Annotated in this window: 18 protein-coding genes; 7 read left to right on the top strand and 11 right to left on the bottom strand. The window is 71.1% G+C overall.

The window, feature by feature from the left end:
- Window positions 1–58: 58 nt before the first annotated feature.
- The 3 genes from ACIRR9_RS34720 to ACIRR9_RS34730 form a co-directional block, all read right to left on the bottom strand.
- Window positions 59–829, bottom strand: coding sequence for an SDR family NAD(P)-dependent oxidoreductase (locus ACIRR9_RS34720; RefSeq protein WP_403760175.1), 771 nt, complete (start codon window positions 827–829; stop codon window positions 59–61).
- Between the two features lie 9 nt (window positions 830–838).
- Entirely contained in the window at window positions 839–1,630 is a 792-nt protein-coding gene (locus ACIRR9_RS34725) for an SDR family NAD(P)-dependent oxidoreductase (protein WP_403760178.1), read from the bottom strand.
- Between the two features lie 77 nt (window positions 1,631–1,707).
- On the bottom strand, window positions 1,708–2,727 hold the full coding sequence (locus ACIRR9_RS34730; protein ID WP_403760181.1) for a GDSL-type esterase/lipase family protein: 1,020 nt from the start codon (window positions 2,725–2,727) through the stop codon (window positions 1,708–1,710).
- Between the two features lie 198 nt (window positions 2,728–2,925).
- On the opposite strand from ACIRR9_RS34730, the gene ACIRR9_RS34735 reads away from it, so the two are divergent.
- Window positions 2,926–3,705: an SDR family NAD(P)-dependent oxidoreductase gene (locus ACIRR9_RS34735; RefSeq protein ID WP_403760184.1), complete on the top strand. Its 780-nt coding sequence runs from the start codon at window positions 2,926–2,928 to the stop codon at window positions 3,703–3,705.
- A gap of 67 nt (window positions 3,706–3,772) precedes the next feature.
- Here ACIRR9_RS34735 and trxA read toward each other — a convergent pair whose 3' ends face one another.
- The 6 genes from trxA to ACIRR9_RS34765 all read right to left on the bottom strand — a co-directional run bounded on the left by trxA (window position 3,773) and on the right by ACIRR9_RS34765 (window position 11,382).
- Window positions 3,773–4,099 carry a thioredoxin gene (trxA, locus tag ACIRR9_RS34740; RefSeq protein ID WP_403760186.1) on the bottom strand — a complete coding sequence of 109 codons (327 nt, stop codon included), beginning with the start codon at window positions 4,097–4,099 and terminating at the stop codon, window positions 3,773–3,775.
- 33 nt (window positions 4,100–4,132) lie between these two features.
- Window positions 4,133–5,839 (bottom strand): hypothetical protein, encoded by a 1,707-nt coding sequence (locus ACIRR9_RS34745; protein WP_403760189.1) that lies wholly within the window; start codon window positions 5,837–5,839, stop codon window positions 4,133–4,135.
- Between the two features lie 18 nt (window positions 5,840–5,857).
- Window positions 5,858–7,231, bottom strand: coding sequence for an MFS transporter (locus tag ACIRR9_RS34750; RefSeq protein ID WP_403760191.1), 1,374 nt, complete (start codon window positions 7,229–7,231; stop codon window positions 5,858–5,860).
- Window positions 7,232–7,309: 78 nt separating this feature from the next.
- Window positions 7,310–8,245, bottom strand: coding sequence for a zinc-binding dehydrogenase (locus ACIRR9_RS34755; RefSeq protein WP_403760194.1), 936 nt, complete (start codon window positions 8,243–8,245; stop codon window positions 7,310–7,312).
- Window positions 8,246–8,258: 13 nt separating this feature from the next.
- Complete coding sequence (locus tag ACIRR9_RS34760; protein WP_403760197.1) at window positions 8,259–10,196, bottom strand: flavin-containing monooxygenase; 1,938 nt, start codon at window positions 10,194–10,196, stop codon at window positions 8,259–8,261.
- A 391-nt stretch (window positions 10,197–10,587) separates the two neighbouring features.
- Window positions 10,588–11,382: a FadR/GntR family transcriptional regulator gene (locus ACIRR9_RS34765; RefSeq protein WP_403760200.1), complete on the bottom strand. Its 795-nt coding sequence runs from the start codon at window positions 11,380–11,382 to the stop codon at window positions 10,588–10,590.
- Between the two features lie 196 nt (window positions 11,383–11,578).
- Between ACIRR9_RS34765 and ACIRR9_RS34770 the strand changes: the two genes are divergently transcribed.
- The 4 genes from ACIRR9_RS34770 (at window position 11,579) to ACIRR9_RS34785 (ending at window position 16,220) form a co-directional block, all read left to right on the top strand.
- Window positions 11,579–12,724, top strand: coding sequence for an acyl-CoA dehydrogenase family protein (locus ACIRR9_RS34770; RefSeq protein ID WP_403760203.1), 1,146 nt, complete (start codon window positions 11,579–11,581; stop codon window positions 12,722–12,724).
- Window positions 12,721–13,971, top strand: coding sequence for an acyl-CoA dehydrogenase family protein (locus ACIRR9_RS34775; RefSeq protein ID WP_403760205.1), 1,251 nt, complete (start codon window positions 12,721–12,723; stop codon window positions 13,969–13,971). The genes ACIRR9_RS34770 and ACIRR9_RS34775 overlap by 4 nt, the downstream gene beginning before the upstream one ends.
- Before the next feature lie 86 nt (window positions 13,972–14,057).
- On the top strand, window positions 14,058–15,248 hold the full coding sequence (locus ACIRR9_RS34780) for an acyl-CoA dehydrogenase family protein (protein WP_403760208.1): 1,191 nt from the start codon (window positions 14,058–14,060) through the stop codon (window positions 15,246–15,248).
- A 39-nt stretch (window positions 15,249–15,287) separates the two neighbouring features.
- Window positions 15,288–16,220, top strand: a complete 933-nt coding sequence (locus ACIRR9_RS34785) for a cyclase family protein (protein ID WP_403760211.1) — start codon at window positions 15,288–15,290, stop codon at window positions 16,218–16,220.
- Window positions 16,221–16,299: 79 nt separating this feature from the next.
- Here the strand turns inward: ACIRR9_RS34785 and ACIRR9_RS34790 are convergent, their stop codons facing one another.
- The gene (locus ACIRR9_RS34790) at window positions 16,300–17,070 is read right to left on the bottom strand and encodes a crotonase/enoyl-CoA hydratase family protein (protein ID WP_403760214.1); all 771 of its coding nucleotides are present in this window, start codon (window positions 17,068–17,070) and stop codon (window positions 16,300–16,302) included.
- Window positions 17,067–17,834, bottom strand: a complete 768-nt coding sequence (locus ACIRR9_RS34795; RefSeq protein ID WP_403760217.1) for an SDR family oxidoreductase — start codon at window positions 17,832–17,834, stop codon at window positions 17,067–17,069. Before ACIRR9_RS34795 ends, ACIRR9_RS34790 begins: the two co-directional genes overlap by 4 nt.
- A 148-nt stretch (window positions 17,835–17,982) precedes the next feature.
- On the opposite strand from ACIRR9_RS34795, the gene ACIRR9_RS34800 reads away from it, so the two are divergent.
- Both ACIRR9_RS34800 and ACIRR9_RS34805 read left to right on the top strand, forming a co-directional pair.
- Entirely contained in the window at window positions 17,983–19,548 is a 1,566-nt protein-coding gene (locus ACIRR9_RS34800) for a class I adenylate-forming enzyme family protein (RefSeq protein ID WP_403760220.1), read from the top strand.
- On the top strand, window positions 19,545–20,786 hold the full coding sequence (locus tag ACIRR9_RS34805; protein ID WP_403760222.1) for a MaoC family dehydratase N-terminal domain-containing protein: 1,242 nt from the start codon (window positions 19,545–19,547) through the stop codon (window positions 20,784–20,786). The genes ACIRR9_RS34800 and ACIRR9_RS34805 overlap by 4 nt, the downstream gene beginning before the upstream one ends.
- Window positions 20,787–20,788: the final 2 nt, after the last annotated feature.

The raw sequence follows: 20,788 nt of genomic DNA on the forward strand, positions 1-20,788 counted from the left end.
CGACCTCGGCTCTGTTTCGTCGGATCAGTACGGCATGCGCGGGCACGGGCCCCGGTGGTCAGACCGGCAACTCCCGGTAAGGGCCCGCGAGATGACCGCCGTCGGCGGTGAACTGGGCCCCGGTGCAGTAGGAGGACTCGTCCGAGGCGAGGAAGAGGGCCATGGCCGCGATCTCCTCCGGCCTGCCCATCCGGGTCAGCGGCTGGCGCCCCACGGTGCGGGCCAGCCGTGCGGCGCGCGCCTCGCCGATCGAGCGGACCAGCGGTGTGTCGACGATGCCGGGGTGCAGCGAGTTGACCCGGATACCGAGGGGGCCGAGGTCGATGGCCAGTGACCGGGTGAGGCCGGTCAGCGCATGCTTGGACGCGACATAGCTCGCCATCGAGCCGACGCCGGTCAGTCCGTCGATGGAGGACACGTTGACGACCGAGGCTCCGTGTCCTTCGCGCAGGAGGGGAAGCATGGCGCGGATGCCGTAGTACGCCCCGTGCACGTTGACGTCGAAGAGCCGGAGGTGGTCCTCGATGTCGAGCTCGTCGATCCGGCCGAGCCGCGCGGGCGCGATCCCCGCGTTGTTGACCAGGACGTCCAGGCGGCCGAACCGCTCCCGCACGGCGGTGGCGGCGGCGTCCCAGTCCGCGGTGGAGGTGACGTCGAGGTGGAGGTAGCCGCCGTCCGCCGATTTCGCGGTCGCCTCGCCGAGGTCGTCCAGGACGTCGCTGACGATCACCTCGGCGCCCTCCCGTGCGAACAGGGCTGCCTCGCAGGCGCCCTGACCGCGCGCGGCTCCGGTGATGAGCGCCACCTTGCCTTGCAGTCTTCCTGTCATGATCGCCTCTCAGGCCATCGAAGCTCCGCCGTTGACGCGGATCACGTGTCCGGTGACGAAGCGGCTCGCCTCGGACGCCAGATAGAGGACCGCGTAGGCCGAGTCGAGCGGCTCGGCGACCGTGCCCAGCGGCGAGGAGGTGGCCATCCTGCTCGCGAGTTCGTCGAACCGGTCCTGCTGGAAGCGGCCCGACGCGTCGACGTGCCGCTGCCGGGTGATGCCGGTGTCCGTCCAGCCGGGTGCCACACCGTTGACGCGGATACCGCGGGGCCCCAGTTCGACCGCGAACGTACGGGTCAGCGCCTCGCCGCCCTTCTTCGCCGCGGCGTAGGAGCCGGTGCCCGCGGTGGCGAAGTCGATGATGGTGGACAGCGTGTTGACGATGCTCGACCCCGGTCGCATGACGCGCGCGGCGGCCTGGGTGCCGTAGAGGACGCTCTTGAGGTTGACGGACAGGACCCGGTCGAACTCCTCCGGCGGGACCTCGATGAGCGGGCGGCGGATCATGACGCCCGCGTTGTTGACGAGGACGTCCAGCTGTCCGAACCCGGAGACGGTCTCGTCGACCAGGGCGGTCACGGCGGCCGGATCGGCCACGTCGAGGCGGTGGGCGACGGCTTCCCCGCCGTCCTCCTTGATGCCGGCCACGGTCGCCTCGGCGTTCTCCGCGTCGAGGTCGGCGACGACGACCCGGGCGCCGGCCGCGGCCAGCACGCCCGCACTGGCCCGGCCGATGCCGCTGCCTCCTCCGGTGACCACGGCCACCTTGCCGTCCAGCCGGAATGCGGTCGACGGATCCATCTCACTCCTCCCCCGCCGTCTCACGGCGGTGCCGAGTTCCTGCGGTGTCCGACCGGCGGGGCTGCTCGAACGGCTCGTCATGCCGCCCCCGCCCCCTCTCGCACCGTGTCGAGTCCGAGTCCTGCGGCGACCTGCGCCGTCACCCCCTCGGCGAACGCCCGGTGTCCCTCGTCGCCCGGGTGGATTCCGTCCACGAGCAGTCCGGCCGGCACCAGGTCCCGGCCCGGCACGAGCGTCACACGCCCGTCCCCGTTCGCCGCGGCGAACCGGCGTACCGACTCCTCCAGGGCCGCCCGCAGATCGGCGAGCGTGGCGCCGAAGCGGTTGGGGGTGTCTTCGCCGTCCGGTCGGACGATGGGGCTCACCACGACGATCGGGGCCTCGGGCAGCCCTTCGCGTACGACGGTGAGGTAGAGCCGCATCGTCTCGGCGATCCGGGCCCCGCTGGTCGGCAGCGAGGTGTACGCGTTGGTGCCCCACGCCAGGGCCACGGCGTCGGCCCCGGAGGCGGCCACTGCGTCAGCGGTGGGGAGTTCTCCCCGGGCCGCCCCCGCGAAGCCGAGGTTGACCAGGTCGAGGCCGAGGGCGTCGGCGACCCGCGAGGGCCAGGCGAGACCGGGTTCGGTGACCGACCAGCCCTGGGTGATGGAGTCGCCGTACACCACCCACAGGGGGCCCTTGGGCGCCGGTTCCGGGCGCCGGTCCCCTGCCAGACCGACGATCGCGATCTCGGCGGACTCCGGCAGGTACACGCGTACGACCTGATCCGGGTCCCGCTCCGGCAGCGGTACGCGCACCACTCCGCCGTCGGCCGGCAGTGGAACCTGCCGCGACGGACGGCCCGGCACCCGCACCACGAAGGCCTCGGCAAACGTGGGCGCGGGCACCGTGGTCCGCTCCTCCACCGACACCGTCAGCTCGACCGTCGACACCGGGCCGGTGAAGGCGAGGTGCACCCCTGCGGGCACCCGGGCGGCCCGCACCGTGTCGGCCGTCAGTTTGGCGCTCGCCGCCGCGGACAGCCGCGAGCCGCCCGCCGCCCATGACACTCCGGGCAGGACACCGCGGAGAAAGCGTTCCGCCTCGACCCGGATCATTCAGGGATCACCTCTCATTGGGGCGGTCCGCTTCGAACCGCGGCTACGTACCCGGGCGTTGAACGCTGCCCATGAATCATCTAACTTACTTAACGGATATCGCTATATTAACGAGGCGGCTCCATCCGGCGTCAAGGAACGTGTCAGCACCTTCCGGGACGCTTCTGCGGACGGCCCCTCGCCAGCCAGGGAGGCACGATGGGCATCACGGAACTCACTCCGGACTACCGCGGTTTGATCGATCTCACAGGCCGGCACGTCCTCGTTCTCGGCGGGGGCCTGGGCATCGGACGGCAGACCTGCCTGGCCGTCGCGGGGGTCGGTGCCAGGGTGTCCGTGGTCGACATGGACCACGTCCGGGCCAAGGCGGTCGCCGAGGAGGTCGGAGGCCTGGCGCTCACGGGCGACGCGACGGACCGGGCGGAGGTCGAGCGGTTCGTCGGCGAGGCCGTGGCGCGGTTCGGTCCGGTGCACGGACTCGCCGACATCATCGGCATGTCCGACAACGGCCCGCTCAGCGAGGTGACCGACGAACTCTGGGCACGCGGGCTGGATCTGAATCTGCGTCATGTCCTCCTCGCCCTGCAGATCGGTGCGCGGGCGATGACAGAGGGCGGCTCGATGGTGTTCGTCGGCTCCGTCTCCGGTCTGCGCTCCGCCCCGAACCACGCCGTGTACGGGGCCGCGAAGGCCGGTCTCGCCAACCTCGTCAGCACGGCCGCCCTGGAACTCGGCCCCGACATCCGCGTGAACGTCGTCGCCCCCGGCCAGACGGCGACCCCGCGGGTGGCCGAACGCCATCCCGAGCCCGACTACTACGAGAAGGCCGCCGAGCAGGTTCCGTTGGGGCGGGTGGGCAGGACGAGCGACATCGCCTCGGCCATCCTGTTCTTCCTCACCGACCTCTCGGGATGGGTCACGGGGCAGACGCTGGTGGTCGACGGCGGGGCAGGGCGGAAGTTCGCCTACCGGCTCTGAGCCTCGGGCACGAACGGGGTGGCGCGGACCCGGAAGCCCCCAGGGCCGCGCCACCCGTCGTCGTCCGTCACAGATGGTCGGCGATGGCCTTCTCGATCAGCGTCCGCGGCTTGGCGCCGACCAGGGTCGTCAGGAGCTGTCCTCCGGAGAACAGCAGGAGCGCCGGGATCGAGGAGACCCCGAATCGCCGGGCGGTCTCCGGGCTCTCGTCCAGATTGACCTTCACGATGTCGAGAGTGCCTTCGTGTGCCTCGGCCATGGCGTCCAGGATCGGGCCCATGACCCTGCACGGGCCGCACCAGGGCGCCCAGAAGTCCACGAGCACCGGCCTGCCGGCCCGTCGGACGACGTCGTCGAAGTCGTCGTCCGTGACCTCGCGCGCGCTTGCCGACATGGTCGCGCCTCCCTTCTCCGGCTCGGCGCCGGGCTATCCGATCGCGATGATCTTCTCGGTGATCGGCGTGGTCATGGTGCCGAAGACGAACTCCTTGGGCGTGCCATGCCCGGCGACGGCGATGTTGATCGCGGTCGGGTCGTTGAACGCCTGGACGGACTGGCTGCGCTGTTCCTCGGGGGTCAGCTGGAACATCCAGTCCCACTCGGGACGCACCAGGCCGCGCTCCCGGAAGTCGATGAAGGGCGCGATGACGTCGGCGATCCGCGGCCGCATGTTGTGCAGCAGGAACCGCTTCACCGCGTCCTTGCTCAGCCCCGCGTCCGCGAACTTCTTCGCCGTCTCCGGCGGCAGCAGGTAGAACAGCCCGTCCTCGTTGCCCTGGAGACCGGCCAGTGTGCTGGTCATGAAGCCGACCTGGGTGAGGGTGGGCGTGCGCGCCGCGATGGAGCGGACACGGCGGTCGGCGGGCCCGTGGTTGGAGCCGAGGTCCCACTCACCCACCGTGTGCACCACCGTCACGGTGCTGTCGTCGGGGCGCAGGCCCTGGCTCACCTGGTAGGGCTCCCAGGGGCTTTCGTCCTCGTTCTCCCCGAGCACCTGGATGTTCTTGCGCACCGTGCCGATGGTGTCGAGGTCCATGCGTCCGGGGATCCAGGCGCCGAGGTTGCGCAGGGTGAGGGCGACCGCCCGGCCGATGCGGATGTTGACCCGGTTGTTGAGACCGGGGCCGAGCGGACTGCGTCCGCTGTTGATGCCGAGCTTCTTCACGAGGGGTCCGTTGACGAGGATCACGGGCGCGAAGGCGCCGGTCGACATCAGCACCGAGAGGTTCATCGGAGGCGGGCACGCGGCGATCGCCTTGAGCGCGGCGATCACGACGGGCAACTCCTCCGGAGTGCACCCGGCCATCGCGGCGTTGACCGCGATCCGCTCCAGGGTGCCCCGGCCGTGCAACGGCGGAACGGTGAGGATCAGCTCGTCCCGCGGCCGCCCCTGGGCCTCGATGATCGCCTCCACCTTCGCCCGGGTCGGCGGATGCAGCGGCAGGCCGTCGCCGAAGTCCCGTTCCAGGTAGAAGGTGTTGAAGGCGTCGACGGCTGCCACCGCGTCGGCCCCGTGGAAGGTGTACGACTCCTGCCACTCGCCGGCGTCCTCCGCCGGCTCCGCGACCGCGGTCCTGTCGTACCCGGCGTCCTCGGTGAGGGCGCGGATGATGTCCTCCGTGACCGGCAGGGTCTGCTCGGCCGCCTGTTCCGCGGTGAGCGCGGTGAAGACCCGGGGCACGACCACGTACCGCAGACCGGGCACCCCGAACACCTTGGCGCTGGTGTCCGTGTCCCGCTCGAAGCCCCGGGCCACGATGGTGACCTGCGGGACCCCGGCCTTCTCCGCCTGGGCGCCGTCGTGGATCAGCCAGGAGGTGCAGGCGCCGCAGTCCGCGGTGGCACCGATCAGGGCGTCGCTCTCCTCGATGGCCCGGCGCAGCAACTCGGGCTCGAAGCGGATGGATCCGGGGTAGAGACGGATCTTGAGGTCCGGGTACGTCTCCTTGATCTTCTCCGCCACCGCACGCAGCGCGACCTCGGCATTGGGCTTGCTGTTGGAGAGCAGCCCCAGCACCTTCCCGTTCAGTGTGTCCAGTCGCGGGGCGATGGGTGACCCCGCCGAATCCTGCTTGTCCGCGGTCGGATTGACCACCTCTACGGTGATCTGCTCTGCGCCGGCCTGGATCGTCACGACCCTCTCCTCAACAGTTCAGTTATTTGTATCAGTTATACGATTCGAGATGGCGTCCCCGTCAATACTCCGGTCCGGGACTGCCGACCGTGGGCTTCTCGATGTCAGCACCGACATCACCGTCACGCCGGTGACCGCGGCGGCGATCACCAACCAGCCGGCCGCTCGGGGACCGGCGGACCGGGTCAGCTGGGCGGCCAGGTAGGGCGTGAGACCGCCGCCGGCCACGGCACCGGCGTTGTAGGCGAACGACGCGGACGTGTACCGCACCCGGGTCGGGAACGCCTGGGTCAGGGTGACGTACATCGCCGGGGCCGCCGCATAGCTGAAGGCCAGGGCGAGTACGTACAGGGCACCCGCTCCGACGAGTGCCCAGGCGCCGCCGGAGGCCACCCCGCGCATGCCGTACAGCAGCGGGAAGACCAGCGCGGCCGAGCCGCCGTAGCCGAGCAGCATCGCCGATCTCCGCCCGAACCTGTCGGTCCACCAGCCGCCCACCAGGAACCCCGAGGCCCCGAGGAACAGACACACCGCCGAGAGCCAGTAGACCCTGATGGCGGGCACGTCCACGACCGTCAGCAGGTAGACGCTCATGTAGGTGACCAGGACGCCGAGCACCATGGTGACGACGAGGTTGAGCACCGCCGCGACCGCGATCATGCGCCAGTGGCCGCGCAGCGCGGCGAGCACGGGTGAACGTTCGACCGCATCGGCTGCGGCCAGCGAACGGAACTCCGGTGAGTCCTCGAGCCGGACCCGGTAGACCACGACGGCGAGGGTCATCGCCGCCGAGAGCAGCAGCGGGACGCGCCAGCCCCAGTGCGCCATCTCCCGCGCGCCGAGCACCGTCACCAGGACACCGACCACGGCAGGCGCGACCGCCACCCCGAGGCTCGACCCCAGGGGTATCAGCGCCTGGAAGCGCCCTCTCCTGCGGCCGCCGTCGGACTCTGACACCAGCGTGGCCGCGCCCCCGATCTCACCGCCCGCGCAGAATCCCTGCACCATGCGCACGAGGACCAGCAGGACCGGCGCGGCGACCCCAACGGTGCCGTAGGCGGGCAGCAGCCCCATGGTGGTCGTCGCGCCGCCCATGCCGATGACGGTGACCAGCAGGGCGGAGCGCCGTCCGCGCCGGTCCCCGAGACGGCCGAAGAACAGGGCGCCGAGGGGGCGGGCGAGGTATCCCACGCCGTAGACGCCCAGCGAGGTGAGGATGCCGGTGGCCCGGTCGCCCGTCGGGAAGAAGAGCGGGGCCATGTAGACGACGAGGAAGCCGTAACAGGTGAAGTCGTAGAACTCGATGAAGGTCCCGAGCATGCTCGCGGTCCCCACCCGCGCCGCACTGGACCGGGTGCCTGTGGCGTCCGGCAGGGCTCGGGGGTTCGGCATGGCTTTCGACATCTTTGTCTCCGCCCGACGGTGTGGGTGTCTGGGTGAGCGGGAGGGCCGGGGCCGTGGCCGTGGCTGTCACGGGTGCACGACGACCTTGAAGGTTCCGGGCGGTCTGGACGCGGCGACCTCGAAGGCCCGTGCGGCCTCCTCGATGCCGAACCGGTGGCTGATCAGGGTCCGGGCGATCTCGGGCCGGTCGGCGAGCAGTTGGGCGGAGTGCGCGAACTCCCTTGTCCCCGCGGCGTCCTGTGCGTACCCCATCGACGGTGCGAAACGGACCTCCTTGAGGAACGCGGCCATGTACGGCCAGCCGACGTCGGGGGGATAGACGCCGACCGTGCTCACCGTGCCGAGCGGCCGGGCGAGTTCGACGGCACGGGACAGTCCGCTCTCGCTGCCGCTCGCCTCGACGACGACGTCGTACAGACCCGACGGCCGGGTCATGCCCAGGCGCTCACCCGCCTCGACCTGATACGGGTGTCTGGCCACGAGCGCCACCTCGGGAGCGCCCATCCGCAGGGCCGCGGCGGCGGCCAGCATGCCGATGGTGCCGGCCCCCACGACCGCGACCCGGGTGCCGGGGCCGACCTCGCCCCGGTGGCAGGCGTGCCAGGAGACGGCGCCCGGCTCGACGAGTGCCGCGTCCTCCAGGGCCAGTCCGGCCGGCAGCGGTACCAGTGCGGACGCCGGCGCCCGGAAGCGCTCCGCCATGCCACCGGGCACGGTCAAACCGACGATGTCCCGGCCCGCGCGCCGGCACATGTTGTGCCGGCCGGCCGCGCACCACTGGCAGTTGCCGCATCTGGCGGTGGCCTCGACGGCCACGGGGGTGCCGTCCGCGGCCGTCCCGGCGATCTCGTGCCCGGCGATCTGGGTGCTTCCGCGCCTCAGATACCTCAGGTCCGAGCCGCAGATACCCACGGCGGCGACCTGAACCAACTCACCTTCTCCGTCGGGTACTTCGGTCTCCACGACCTCGACGCCCGGGGGTGCGCAGCGAACGGCTCTCATGTCGGCCCGGTCCTCACGCGAAGTCGTAGTCCTCGGGGCGGAACTTCGCCAGTAGCTCGTGGTACTCCTCCAGCCGCCAGGGCACGTTGACCTGCTGCCGGCCGAACTCGTTGACGTAGTAGTTGCGGTCCTTGGACCCCGGGTCGTACCAGATGAGGGAGAGCATCGCCTCGTCGAGTCGGCGGTTGTAGTCCTCGAAGACCTGCTCACGCACGGACAGATGGCGGTGGCCGCCCTCGATGAGGGCCACCAGGGCCTCGGCCGTGTACCGCGCCCAGGTCTCCATCCACACGATCAGCGAACCGGACCGGTTCTGCGAGTTGGGACCGTACATGATGAACAGGTTGGGGAACCGCGGCACGGTGATGCTGAGGTAGGCGCGGGGCCCGCCGCCCGCCGGTTCGTTCCAGCGGTCCTCCAGGGTCTCCCCGTCCAGGCCCTCGTACCGGGTGGGCCACAGGTACTTCTGCGTGGCGAAGCCGGTGGCCGTGAAGACCAGGTCGTAGGGGCGTTCCTTGCCGTCGGCGGTGCGGATGCCCGTCGGGGTGAACCGCTCGATGGACTCCGTGACCAGCTCGACGTTGTCCTCCAGCAGCGAGGCGTACCAGTTGTTGTCGACGATGAGCCTGCGGGCCATGGGGGCGTGCCGCGGGATGAGCTTCTCCCACAGGTCGGGCCGGTCGCCCAGCTTGGACTTCACGTACGTGGTCAGGCTCTCCCGGTAGCCGTCGCTGGCCTCGTTGACGAGACCGCCCGCGGCCTGCCACTCGGGGTCCGGTTCCTGGAGGACCTGACCGCCCAGCCGCAGGGTCGCGACCGAGTAGCAGTACCAGTTCCAGTAGTACGGCATCGTGTCCAGCAGCCAGCGGGTCTCCGGGGAGATGGGCTCGCCGTAGCGTTCCCGGGGGCTGATCCACTGCGGGGTGCGCTGGAAGACTCCGACGCTCCGGGCCCGCTCGCGCACGGACGACATCATCTGCACACCGGTCGAGCCGTTGCCGATGATGGCGACGTCGCGTCCGTCGAGCCGTTCCTGGCCGGTGCATTCGGCGGTGTGCACGATCTCGCCCCGGAACTCCTCGATGCCCGGGACGTCGAGGCGTTTGGGTGTGGCGAACAGACCGCTCGCGCTCACCACGGCGTTGGCGGTGAGCGTCCTGGCCCGGCCGTCGGTCACGACGTCGAGTGTCCAGCGGCCGGTCTCGGCGTCGAAGACGGCTTCCCTGACGTCGGTGTCGAAGCTGATGTGCTCGAAGACGCCGTACTTCTTGGCCACGTGCTGGAGGTACTCGCGTACCTCGCCGGCCCGCGCGAAGTACTCGGTCCAGGGGTAGTTCTTCTCGAAGAAGTACTGGTAGAGGAAGTTGGTGGTGTCCACCCGGACGTCGGGGTACGCGTTGATGCTCCAGGTACCGCCGAGTTCCGGGCGCCGCTCGTAGACCGTGTACGGGATGCCGAGGCGCTCCAGCTGGACGGCGACGGCGATGCCGCCGAAGCCGGAGCCGATGACCGCCACCTGGAAGCCCTCCGGTATGGGCGGCCTGGCGCCCGTCCACCGGGCCAGCCGGGGGTGGTCGTCGAAGGCGGCGAGGTCGCGTCGGTAGGCCCAGTCCTGTTCGGTGAGTTCCTCGTTGCGGAACGCCTCGTACATACGGCGCAGTTCGGTGTCGCCCGGCTTCTCCTCGGTGAAGCCGGACGGCTTGTGGAGCAGGAACTCCTTCGCCCGGGCTCGCAGGTCCGGTATCGCTTCCTCGGCGACGACGGTCTGGTCGAGGGCGCCGCCGTACATGGGCGTCGTCCTGAGCGGCACTTCGAGCAGGGACTCGTCCCGGGTGGCCTGGTACAGCGCGAGCCTCAGCGCGTTCAGATCCGCGTCGTCCAGCGCGCGGTCGACGAACGCCTCGTCCACCTGCGGTGGCGTTCCCGTCGCGAGCCTGCCGTTCTCGGTCATGCGGCTCCTTCCCTGCCGACGCACCCGTACTGACGGGCGATCGTCCACACATCAAGGTTATTCAGTTAACTTAATAGACTCATAGAGCTGGATACAAGACAGCGAGAAAGAGGGCGAGGGCATGGGCAGAGCTCAGCCACCCGGCTGCCGCACAAGGCGTTCAAGGCGCACAAGACGAACGGCCGACCGGGCGCTGCGCCGGGTCGGCCGGATCAGATACGAGGAGAGTAGGCGGACGCAGGGCGCGGCCCGCGTCACTTTCCACTGACCGGGACGCCCACTGCGAGGCCGGCGCCCGTCTGCGTGAATGAGACGGCGACGCGCGGATGCCCCGGCGACTGCCGCACGGATGCCCCGGCCACCGCGCGCACCGGCGCCCCGGTGACCGGAGTCAGGCGAAGAGTTCCACCACGGGCTTGTTGTGCAGGTCGTCCTTGAGGAGGTAGGTGCCCGCGACCTTCATATGGTTGCGCCAGTGCCGCTCGGCACCCTCGGCGTCCCGGGCTTCGAGCAGCGTGACAAGGCGCTTGTAGGCCTTGATCGCGCGCTGGAAACGCTCGGGCGACTCGGTCTTGTCGAAGTTGCGCGCGACCCGGTGTTCGAGATGGGTGGCCACGATCTCCTGGAGCACCGCGCCCTGCACCGCGAGGGTCCGGTTGCCGCACCGCTCCATGATCAGCTCGTGGAACCGGTAGGTGAGCCGGGACCACAGGGCCGGGTCGGGCACGGCGTCGTCCTTGGCCTCCACGGCAGACTGCAGTTCCGACACCACCGCTTCGAGATCGGCGAGGTCCTGCTTGGTCCGGCGCTTGGCCAGCATCCGCGCACAGGCGGGCTCCGCGACCATGCGGGCTTCATAGACGTCGTCGACGGTCGTGCCCTGCATCTGCAGGAGCAGGCCGACATGACGTGCCGCCACGGAGAAGTCCGGTGCCATCACCTGGGCGCCGCCCCGGCTGCCACGGCGGACGCTGATGAGCATCTCGGCCTCTAGAATGCGGTAGGCCTCGCGCAGGGTGGGCCGCGAGACCCCGAACTGCTCCATGAGCTGCATCTCGGGCGGCAGGGTCTCGCCGGGCGTCAGCTCGCCCAGGACGATCCGGCGGCGCAGCTGCGCGGCGATCAGCTCCGCCGTCTTGGGCGCGCGGACCGTCTGACCGATTTGCGGACCCGATGTGGCACTCATGGCAATGAGTGTACTTGATTAGCGAGTCTCATCACCTGGGTCGCGACCAGGCCGTCCGCTCACCGGACCCCCTTGTCGAGCCCTCCCGCTCACCGGGACGACCCGCCGTTTTCGAGCTGTAATCATCTTACTGATTTATCTCATCGCTGCTAAGGTCAAGATGCGTGAAGGTCACGACGATGCCGGTGGACACCCGATGAGCCTCAGTCTCGACGAGGGCCAGGAGGAACTGCGCCGACTGGTGCGCGGGTTCCTCGACGACAAGGCCATGATGCACAGGCCACCCCCCTCCGGCACCCGCCCGGAGGAACCGGAGGAGTACGACGGGGACATCTGGCGGCAGCTCTCCGGCGAGCTCGGCCTCACCGGTCTCGCCGTGCCCGAGCGGTACGGGGGTATCGGCCTGGGCCCCGCCGAACTGGGCGTGGTACTGGAGGAGATGGGCCGCGCCCTGTGCCCGAGTCCGTACTTCGCCACGGTGGCACTGGCCGGCCAGACCCTCGCACGGTGCGGGAACACCGCGGCACAGGAGCGCTGGTTACCGGGTATCGCCTCGGGCACCCTCACCGCCACGCTGGCGACGACCGAGCCGGACGGATCGTGGGAGACCGATGTTCTCACCACCACGGCCGAACCGCGCGCCGGCGGCTGGTCCCTGACCGGCACGAAGAGCTATGTGGTCGACGGGCACACCGCCGGTCTGCTGCTCGTGACCGCGCGCTGCCCCGACGGCGTCGGAGTCTTCGCCGTCCCGGACACCGCGCCCGGGATGACCCGCACGGTCCTCGACGCCCTCGACCCGACGCGGCCGCTGGCCAGGATCCGCCTCGACGCCACCCCGGCGACCAGGATCGGCACCGGCGACGCCTCGGAGCCGCTCGCCGCGGTGCACGACCTGGTGCGCGCGGCGGTCGCGGCGGAACAGGTCGGCGGAGCCGCGGCCTGCCTCGACATGGCGGTCGCCCACGCCAGGACCCGTGAGCAGTTCGGGCGCCCGATCGGCTCGTTCCAGGCGGTCAAGCACAAGTGCGCCCAGCTCCTGGTCGAGGTGGAGTGCGCCCGGTCGGCGGCCAGGTTCGCCGGATCCGTGGTGGGCACGCCGGGTACCGAGGCGGCGATCGCGGCCGGCGTGGCCCGCGCCTACTGCTCGGAGGCCTTCACCCATGCGGCGAAGGAGAACATCCAGATCCACGGCGGGATCGGCTTCACCTGGGAGCACCGGGCACATCTCTATCTGCGCCGGGCCAAGTCGTCCGAGCTGCTGTTCGGCACACCGCGCGAGGAACGCGCCCGGCTCGCCCGTCTCACCCGGCTCATCGTGGCAGGAGGGACCCGCCCGTGACGACCACCGCACCCCGTCCGCAGGACCGGGGGGAGCAGGACGACCGAGAGGGTCAGGAGTACCAGGAGGACCGAGAGAACCGGGAGAACCAGGAGTCGCTCGACGCCTTCCGGGCCCGGCTGCGGGAGTTCCTCGCCGGTCACGGACCCGGGCGGCGGCCCCGCGATCCCGAGGAGCGGTTCGCCTGGACCCGTGCCTGGCAGGCCGCCCTCTTCGACCACGGTTTCGCCGGGCCCGGCTGGCCGCAGGAGTACGGCGGGATGGACCTGCCGTTCGCCCACCAGGTGGTGTACCAGGAGGAGTTGGCACGCGCCCGGGTGCCCGGCCCGGTCGGGACGGGCCTCGGGATCGCCGCGCCGACGATCATCAAGTTCGGCAGCGCCGAGCAGAAGCGGCGCTGGCTGCCCGCCATGCTGCGCGGGGACACCGTGTGGGCCCAGGGCTACTCCGAGCCGGAGGCCGGTTCCGACCTGCCGAGCCTGCGCACCACCGCGCGCCGTGAGGGCGACACCTACGTGGTGAACGGGCAGAAGGTGTGGACCAGTCATGCCGCCAGGGCGGACGTCTTCTTCACGCTCGTGCGCACCGGGACCCGGGAGTCCCGGCAGCGCGGGATCACCTATCTCGTCGTCGACGCCCATGCGCGGGGCGTGGCGGTCCGGCCGCTGCGTGACCTGACCGGGGACCGGATGTTCGCGGAGGTGTTCTTCGACGACGTCCGGGTGCCCGTCGCGGACCGGGTCGGCGAGGAGAACGGGGGCTGGCCGCTGGTCCGTACGAGTCTGGGACACGAGCGTGCCGCCGGTGCCATGAACCAGGCGGCGACCTACCGCCGTGTCCTCACCGAGCTCGAACAACTCCTCGCGGACAGAGGCCTGTTGGACGACGCGGACGTACGGGACCGGATGGCCGGCTTCGAGATCCGGGTGCGCATCATGCACTACAACGGGCAGCGCACCATCTCGGACATCCTCACCCACGGGGAGCCGGGTCCGGTCTCCTCCGTGTCACGGCTGCACATCACCGCGTTCGAGCAGGACATCCACGAGTTCGCCGTCGATGTGCTGGGCCCGGCCGGCCTGCTCGGCCGGGGGTCCGAGGAGGCGGTGCAGCGCGGCAGATGGCTGTACGGGTTCCTGCGCACGCGGGCCTCGACGATCGGTGCGGGCACCGCCGAGATCCAGATGAACACCCTCGCCGAACAGGTGCTCGGGCTGCCCCGCGATCCCGGCATGCCCTCGGTCTGAGGTCCCACCGGGCGACGGCCCCGCCCACGGCGAGGAGGCCGCCGCCCGCCTTCGGCACCGGAGAGACGATTTCGACAGGAGAGACGATGAGGCTCGACACCGACGCCGGACTCGACGCCTTCCGCGCCGAGGTGCGGGCGTTCATCGGCGCCCACGCCCCGGGCACGAGGACCCACGCGGGTGTTCGGGCCCCCGCCGCCGCCCTCGTACCCGAACTGCGGCGCTGGACCGCCCGGTTGTACGAGGCCGGCTATCTCGGCAGGTCGTGGCCGTTCGAGTTCGGCGGTCTCGCCGACCCGCGCCCCGGCCCCGGGTTCGTCGTCGCCGAGGAGCTGGCACGGGCACGGGCCTGGGGGCAGATCGGCGCCGGTGCCCTGGCCTCGGGCGCACTGCTGGCGCACGGTTCGGAGGCACAGCAGCGGCACTTCCTGCCCCGGCTGCGGTCGGGCGCGGATCTGTGGTGCCAGCTGTTCAGCGAGCCCGAGGCGGGCAGCGACCTGGCGGGGCTGCGCACCCGGGCGCGCCGGGACGGCGATCACTTCGTGGTCGACGGGCAGAAGGTGTGGACGACCAACGCCCAGTACGCCGACGTCGGATACCTGCTCGCGCGGACCGGTCCGGCGGCGCGCCGGACCCGGGGCATCACCGCGTTCGCGATGGACATGCGCACCCCGGGGGTGGAGATCCGGCCGCTCAGGGAGATCACCGGCACCGCGGACTTCAACGAGGTGTTCCTGGACGGCGTGCGCATCCCCGCCGACCGGGTGATCGGCGAGGTCGGCGACGGATGGCGGGTGGCCGGCGCCAGCCTGGCCCAGGAGCGGGGTTCGGTCGCCGCGCGCAGTGCCGAACTCCTCGACGACCTCGACGGCCTGCTCGCTCTGGCCGCCCGGCCCGGTCCGGACGGGGAGCCCGCGTTGCGGGACGGCGCCACTCGTGCCCGGCTGGGGCGGCTGGCCGCCCGGGTACATGTCGCCGACCTGATGAGCAAGGCGGTGCAGTCCCGGATGGCGGCCGGCACCGACGAGCCCGCCGACCCCGCGATGGTGAAGATCTTCTACAGCGAGACCAACCTCGAAGCGGTCGCCCTGGGCGTGCAGTTGCAAGGGCTCGACGGCCTCCTGGCCGAGGGCGACGAACGTGCCGTGGCCGGGGGCTACTGGCAGGACGCCCTGCTCTACTCCCGGGCCTACACCATCGCGGGCGGCGCCAACGAGGTGCTGCGCGACACCGTCGCCGAACGGGCCCTGGGGCTGCCCCGGGAACCCCGTCCCTGACCCACCGGAAGACATCACAGCGGCCGAGAGGCGGAAACCGTGCTGAGCGTTGCCGAGTTCGACACCTTGGCCGAGCGGGTCGACAACTGGAAGCGCTGGGGCGCGGACGACCAGCTCGGCACACTCAACTTCATCACCCCCGAGGTCGTCAGGAAGGCGACGGCGTCCGTGGTCACGGGCGAGACCTTCTCCCTGTCCATGTCGCTGTCGCTGGACGGCCCGCAGCAGTCCGGCACGAGCGTGCCGGGACGCATCAACCCGGTCCGCACCATGCTCACGATCAACGCGCCGATGTCCGCGTCCCCGGACTCGGTCGCCTACAGCGACGACATCGTGGTGACGCCCACCCAGGCCGGGACGCACTGGGACGCCCTGTCGCACTGCAGCCATCGCGGTCTCATGTACAACGGCGTGCCGGCGGACTCGGTCGACGCCTCCGGGGCCACCAGACTCGGCATCGAGGCGGCCGGCACCATCGTGTCGCGGGGCATCCTGCTGGACGTGGCCCGGCACCAGGGCGTCGACCGGCTGCCCGGCCGGTTCGCGGTGACGCGCGCGGTCCTGGAGGCCGTGGAGGCGGCCCAGGGGACGCCGGTGGAGGAGGGCGACATCGTCCTCGTACGGACGGGGCAGGTGTCGCACTTCCTCGCGGGTGACGTACCGGCCTACCGCCGTCCGGTACCCGCGCTCGACTACGACGCCCCGCTCTTCCTCCACGAACGCCGTGCGGCGGCGGCCGCGATCGACAACATGCCCATGGAGCTGCTGCCTTCCAACGTCGAGGACGTGATGCTGCCCGTGCACATCCTCTGCCTGGTGATGATGGGCATGATCCAGGGGCAGAACTGGGTCCTCGAAGACCTCGCCGCAGCCTGCGACCGCGACCGCCGCTACACGTTCCTGCTCGACGCGACCCCGGAGCGCTTCCTGCGCAGCACCGGCGGAATGGTGAACCCCGTGGCGATCCGCTGAGGGGGCAAGGGCAGTGCTACGAGGGCTCACTGTGGCCGTCGTAGCACCGCCCTGAGTCCGTCCGCGCCGGACGGCTCTCCTAACTCCCCGTCCACACGGGCTCTCTGCGTTCCACGAAGGCCCGTGCGCCTTCCCTGGCGTCGTCCGAGGCGAACACCGCGTCGGACCACGGCGCCTGCCGCTGCCAGACCTCGTCCTGCGGCCAGTCGGACGCGGCGCCCGCCACCGCCTTCGCACACTGCACCGCGAGGGGCGCGTTCTCGGCTACCCGTGCGGCGAGTTGCAGGGCCGCCTGCAGGGCCTGCCCCTCGGCGACCACGCGGTTGACCAGTCCCAGCCGCTCCGCCCGGCCGGCGTCGACGGGGTCGCCCGTGAGCAGCAGTTCCATCGCCACCGAGCGGGGCAGCCGCTGCGGCAGCCGGATCATTCCGCCGCCGCGGGCGACCAGGCCGCGCCGGACCTCGGGCAGTCCGAACCGCGCCCCCTCGGCGGCCACCACCATGTCGCAGGCCAGGGCGAGTTCGAAGCCGCCGCCGAGCGCCCAGCCCTCAACGGCGGCGATGATCGGTTTCTTCGGGGGTGCCTCGACGAGTCCGCCGAATCCGCGGCCCGGCACGGCGGGCCGCTCCCCCTGCGCGAACCGCTTGAGGTCCATGCCCGCGCAGAAGGTCCCGCCGGCACCGGTCAGCACGGCGACGGACAGCTCCGGTGAGGCGTCCAGGCGGTCGACTGCCTCGGCGACGAGATGTGCGGCCGCCAGGGTCATCGCGTTCTTCTGTGCCGGCCTGTCGAGGGTGATCACGAGGATCCGGTCGTGCCGGTCCACCAGGACCTCGGGTGCGGTGCTCATCGCGGGCCCATCCGCAACGCGCCGTCGAGGCGGACGGTCTCGCCGTTGATGTAGGGGTTGCGCACCAGGGTCAGCGCCAGGTCGGCGTAGTCCTCGGGGTTCCCCAGCCGCCTGGGGTGGGGGATGGTCTCGGCGATGCTCCGGCGGATGTCCTCGCGGAGCCTGGCCAGCATCGGGGTGTCGAAGGTGCCGGGCGCGATGGTGTTGACGCGGATCGCCCAACTGGCCAGGTCGCGGGCCGCCACCAGCGTCATCGCGTGCACCCCGCCCTTGGAGGCCGCATACGAGGTCTGGCCGATCTGTCCCTCGAAGGCGGCGGCGGAGGCGGTGAGCACGATCGCGCCGCGGTCGCCGTCCTCGACGGTGTTGCCCGCCATGGCGGCGGCGGCCAGCCGCAGGACGTTGTAGCTGCCGACGAGGTTGACCTCCAGGACCTGCCGGTAGCTGTCCAGCGTGGCTGGTGCTCCGGACCTGTCGAGGATGCGCAGCCGGTCACCGCCGCGGCCGGCGCAGTGCACGACGGCTCGCAGGTTGCCGCTCTCCTGAGCGGCTTCGAGGGGAGCTCGCAGGCTCGCCTCGTCGGTGATGTCCGCCGGCACGAACCGCACGCCGCCGCCTATCGCGGCGGCGGTCTCGGCGCCGGGCGAGCCGGGCAGGTCGGTGATGACCACCTTGGCTCCCGCGTCGGCGAACGCCGCCGCGGTCGCGGCTCCGAGGCCGGAGGCACCGCCGGTGACGAGTGCGGTGATCGCGTCAAGTCGCATGGTTCTCCTGGAGTCGGGCCGGCCGCGGACCGGCGCGTGGCGGGCGGGACACCCGACGACATCGCGCCCCTTGGCCCCACCCGGACAGCATCGGTACAATCAAATAACTAATTTACCTCAAAGGCTCGCCTCGTCGTAGAAGGGTGCCATGACGAAACAGGCCCGCTCGCTTCCCACCGGGCGCAGCTTGCCCCCGCTCTCGAACTGGCTCCGCCGGGTGCTGGACGTCGAGCCGACCGCGACGGCACTGACCTTCGCGGAGTCGGACTTTCCGTGGTCGTACTTCGCCTGCGCCGCAAGCGAGTTGGACGCGCTGCTGAGTGACCGTCCCACCGCCCGGCGGATCGGCCTCGTCCTGCGCAACAGGCCCGGCCAGCTGGCCGCGCTGCTCGCCACGATCGCGACCGGACGGCAGGTCGTCACCCTCAGCCCGCACGTGGGCGACACCGGACTCGGCGACGACATCCGTACGCTGCGCCCGGACGTGGTCATCGCCGACGACGAGGACTGGGGCCGCGACTCGGTCCGCGCCGCCGCCGAGGACACGCGCGCGATCCCCCTGGTCGTGTCGCCGGAGTCCGGGCTGCGGCCGCACCCGGTCTCCTGGGTGCCCGAACCGCCCGGACTCCCGACGGACGACGTGGCCGTGGTGATGATGACCAGCGGCACCACGGGCAGGCCCAAGCGGGTCTCCCTGAGCTACCCGCAGCTCACCGCCGCCTTCCAGGCCGCCGGCACGGTGCTGGACGACAGCACGGGCCCGCGTCTGCGCCAGGGTTACGTCATCCTGTGGTCGTCCCTCGCCCATATCAGCGGGCTCTACTTCGCGATCGCCCACGCCGTCGACGGACGGTCCGTGGCGCTGCTGGAGCGCTTCCAGGTCGAGGAGTGGGCCCGGTCGGTGCGCCGACACCGGCCCCGTCAGCTGCGGCTGCCGCCCACCGCCATCCGCATGGTGCTGCACGCGGACCTGTCCGCCGACACCTTCAGCAGCGTCCGTGCGATCGGCTCGGGCACCGCGCCCCTGCCGCCGGAGCTGGCGGAGGAGTTCGAGGCGCGCTACGGCGTGCCGATCCTCACCACCTACGGCGCGACCGAGTTCGCCGGCGCCATCGCGGGCTGGTCCCTCGCCGACCACCGACGGTGGGGCGCGGCCAAACGCGGCAGTGTGGGCCGCGCGCATCCCGGCATCGAGTTGCGCGTCGTCGACCGGGCTGCGCAGGAGGAGGTGCGGGCGCCCGGCGCCATCGGCCTCCTGGAGGTCCGCGGCCCGCAACTGCCCACCGGCGGCGGCTGGCTGCGCACCAACGACCTGGCCTCGGTGGACGAGGACGGGTTCCTCTTCATCCACGGCCGCGCGGACGACGCCATCAACCGCGGCGGCTTCAAGATCCCGCCCAGCGTGATCGAGGATGCGCTGCACCAGCACCCGGCCGTGAGCGACGCGACGGCCCTCGGTCGCGCCGACGAACGGCTGGGCGAAGTGCCCGTCGTGGCCGTCACGTTGTGCTCCCAGGCCAGCGAGCGGGAACTGCTGGACCACCTCTCCGCCCGGCTGACGCGCTATCAGATGCCGGTGGAGCTGCGGATCCTGGACCAGTTGCCGCGGACCCCTTCGCTCAAGGTCGACCGCCCCCGCCTCCAGGAGCTCTTCGGCGCCGCGCGTACGCCAGAGGAACAACCGTCCATCTCACCCATGGAGGAGCGAAGTTGACCACGTCGACGGATCGGCCGGACTACGGCCTGCTCACCGACGAGGCCGTCGAGCGCTCGCGCCGCCGCATCGGTGTCCCGCAGCGCCGGCTGCCGCCGCACAACCTGGAGGTGACGGCCGACGGGATACGGCACTTCGCGCTCGGCTACGGCGACGACAACCCCCTGTGGTGCGACCCCGCACACGGTCCGGGCACCCGCTGGAAGGGCACGATCGCACCGCCCAACTTCCTCTACACCATGGGCGAGAACGCGGTGGAGCAGGACGACCGGGCCAAGGCGATCCTCAAGGGCGATCCGTTCGCCGGACTCGGCGCCTACCAGGCGGTCATGGAGTTCGAGTACTACCGGCCCCTGCGGCTCGGTGACCGCTGCTCCTGTCTGCGGACCCAGGTGGGCGTGCAGGTCAAGGCGAGCTCCTTCGGCGGCCGGGCCGCCCATGTGACCAACGACTTCCTGTTCGCCGACGGCGCGGGACAGGTGGTCGCGGTGCAGCGCGGCACCTGGATCCACACCGAGCGGCACTCCAGCAGGAAGCGCGCGGACGACAAGAAGGCCCTCGACTTCCCGCCGTACACCGAGGAGCAGTTGGCCCAGATCGACGCCGCGTACGACGCCGAGACCCGGCGCGGGGCGCGCACCCGCTACTTCGAGGACGTGCACGTCGGAGACGAACTCCAGCCGCGGGTCAAGGGCCCGCTCACCGTGACCGACGTGGTCGTCTGGCATGTCGGCTGGGGCATGCAGCTGACCCCGCCGGGCGCCTTCGCGGTCGCCCGGCGGGTGCGCCGCAAGGCGCCCGGGCTCTACCCGCCCAACGCCAGGAACATCCCGGACACCGTGCAGCGGCTGCACTGGGAGCCCGAACGCGCTCACGAGCTGGGCATCCCCATGAGTTACGACTACGGCGGCATGCGCGAGACCTGGCTGACGCACGCGCTCACCGACTGGATGGGCGACGACGGCTGGCTGTTCCGGCTCCGTTGCGAGCACCGCAGGTTCAACTACGTCGGGGACACCACCTGGGTGCGCGGCACCGTGGTGGACAAGGCGGTGGTCGACGGCCGCAACGAGGTGCACATCGAGATGTCGTGCCACAACCAGCGCGGTGAGGTCTCCACGCCGGGCCGGGCGGTGGTCCTGCTGCCCACCCGGCGGTCACCGGTGCGGCTGCCGGACCCTCCGGCGGACAACCTCGGCGATCTCCTCGACCTGGAGATCGCCCGGTTCGCGGACTGACC

Origin of the sequence: Streptomyces sp. NPDC101234 (assembly GCF_044767525.1) — a bacterium.
Classification (GTDB): Bacteria; Actinomycetota; Actinomycetes; order Streptomycetales; family Streptomycetaceae; genus Streptomyces; species Streptomyces sasae.

Coding starts and splice junctions, on each gene's coding strand:
- ACIRR9_RS34795 (WP_403760217.1), bottom strand. CDS start 17,834: ATGCGACTTGACGCGATCACCGCACTCGTCACCGGCGGTGCCTCCGGC.
- ACIRR9_RS34720 (WP_403760175.1), bottom strand. CDS start 829: ATGACAGGAAGACTGCAAGGCAAGGTGGCGCTCATCACCGGAGCCGCG.
- ACIRR9_RS34730 (WP_403760181.1), bottom strand. CDS start 2,727: ATGATCCGGGTCGAGGCGGAACGCTTTCTCCGCGGTGTCCTGCCCGGA.
- ACIRR9_RS34760 (WP_403760197.1), bottom strand. CDS start 10,196: ATGACCGAGAACGGCAGGCTCGCGACGGGAACGCCACCGCAGGTGGAC.
- ACIRR9_RS34725 (WP_403760178.1), bottom strand. CDS start 1,630: ATGGATCCGTCGACCGCATTCCGGCTGGACGGCAAGGTGGCCGTGGTC.
- ACIRR9_RS34755 (WP_403760194.1), bottom strand. CDS start 8,245: ATGAGAGCCGTTCGCTGCGCACCCCCGGGCGTCGAGGTCGTGGAGACC.
- ACIRR9_RS34770 (WP_403760203.1), top strand. CDS start 11,579: ATGAGCCTCAGTCTCGACGAGGGCCAGGAGGAACTGCGCCGACTGGTG.
- ACIRR9_RS34790 (WP_403760214.1), bottom strand. CDS start 17,070: ATGAGCACCGCACCCGAGGTCCTGGTGGACCGGCACGACCGGATCCTC.
- ACIRR9_RS34800 (WP_403760220.1), top strand. CDS start 17,983: ATGACGAAACAGGCCCGCTCGCTTCCCACCGGGCGCAGCTTGCCCCCG.
- trxA (WP_403760186.1), bottom strand. CDS start 4,099: ATGTCGGCAAGCGCGCGCGAGGTCACGGACGACGACTTCGACGACGTC.
- ACIRR9_RS34750 (WP_403760191.1), bottom strand. CDS start 7,231: ATGCCGAACCCCCGAGCCCTGCCGGACGCCACAGGCACCCGGTCCAGT.
- ACIRR9_RS34780 (WP_403760208.1), top strand. CDS start 14,058: ATGAGGCTCGACACCGACGCCGGACTCGACGCCTTCCGCGCCGAGGTG.
- ACIRR9_RS34735 (WP_403760184.1), top strand. CDS start 2,926: ATGGGCATCACGGAACTCACTCCGGACTACCGCGGTTTGATCGATCTC.
- ACIRR9_RS34765 (WP_403760200.1), bottom strand. CDS start 11,382: ATGAGTGCCACATCGGGTCCGCAAATCGGTCAGACGGTCCGCGCGCCC.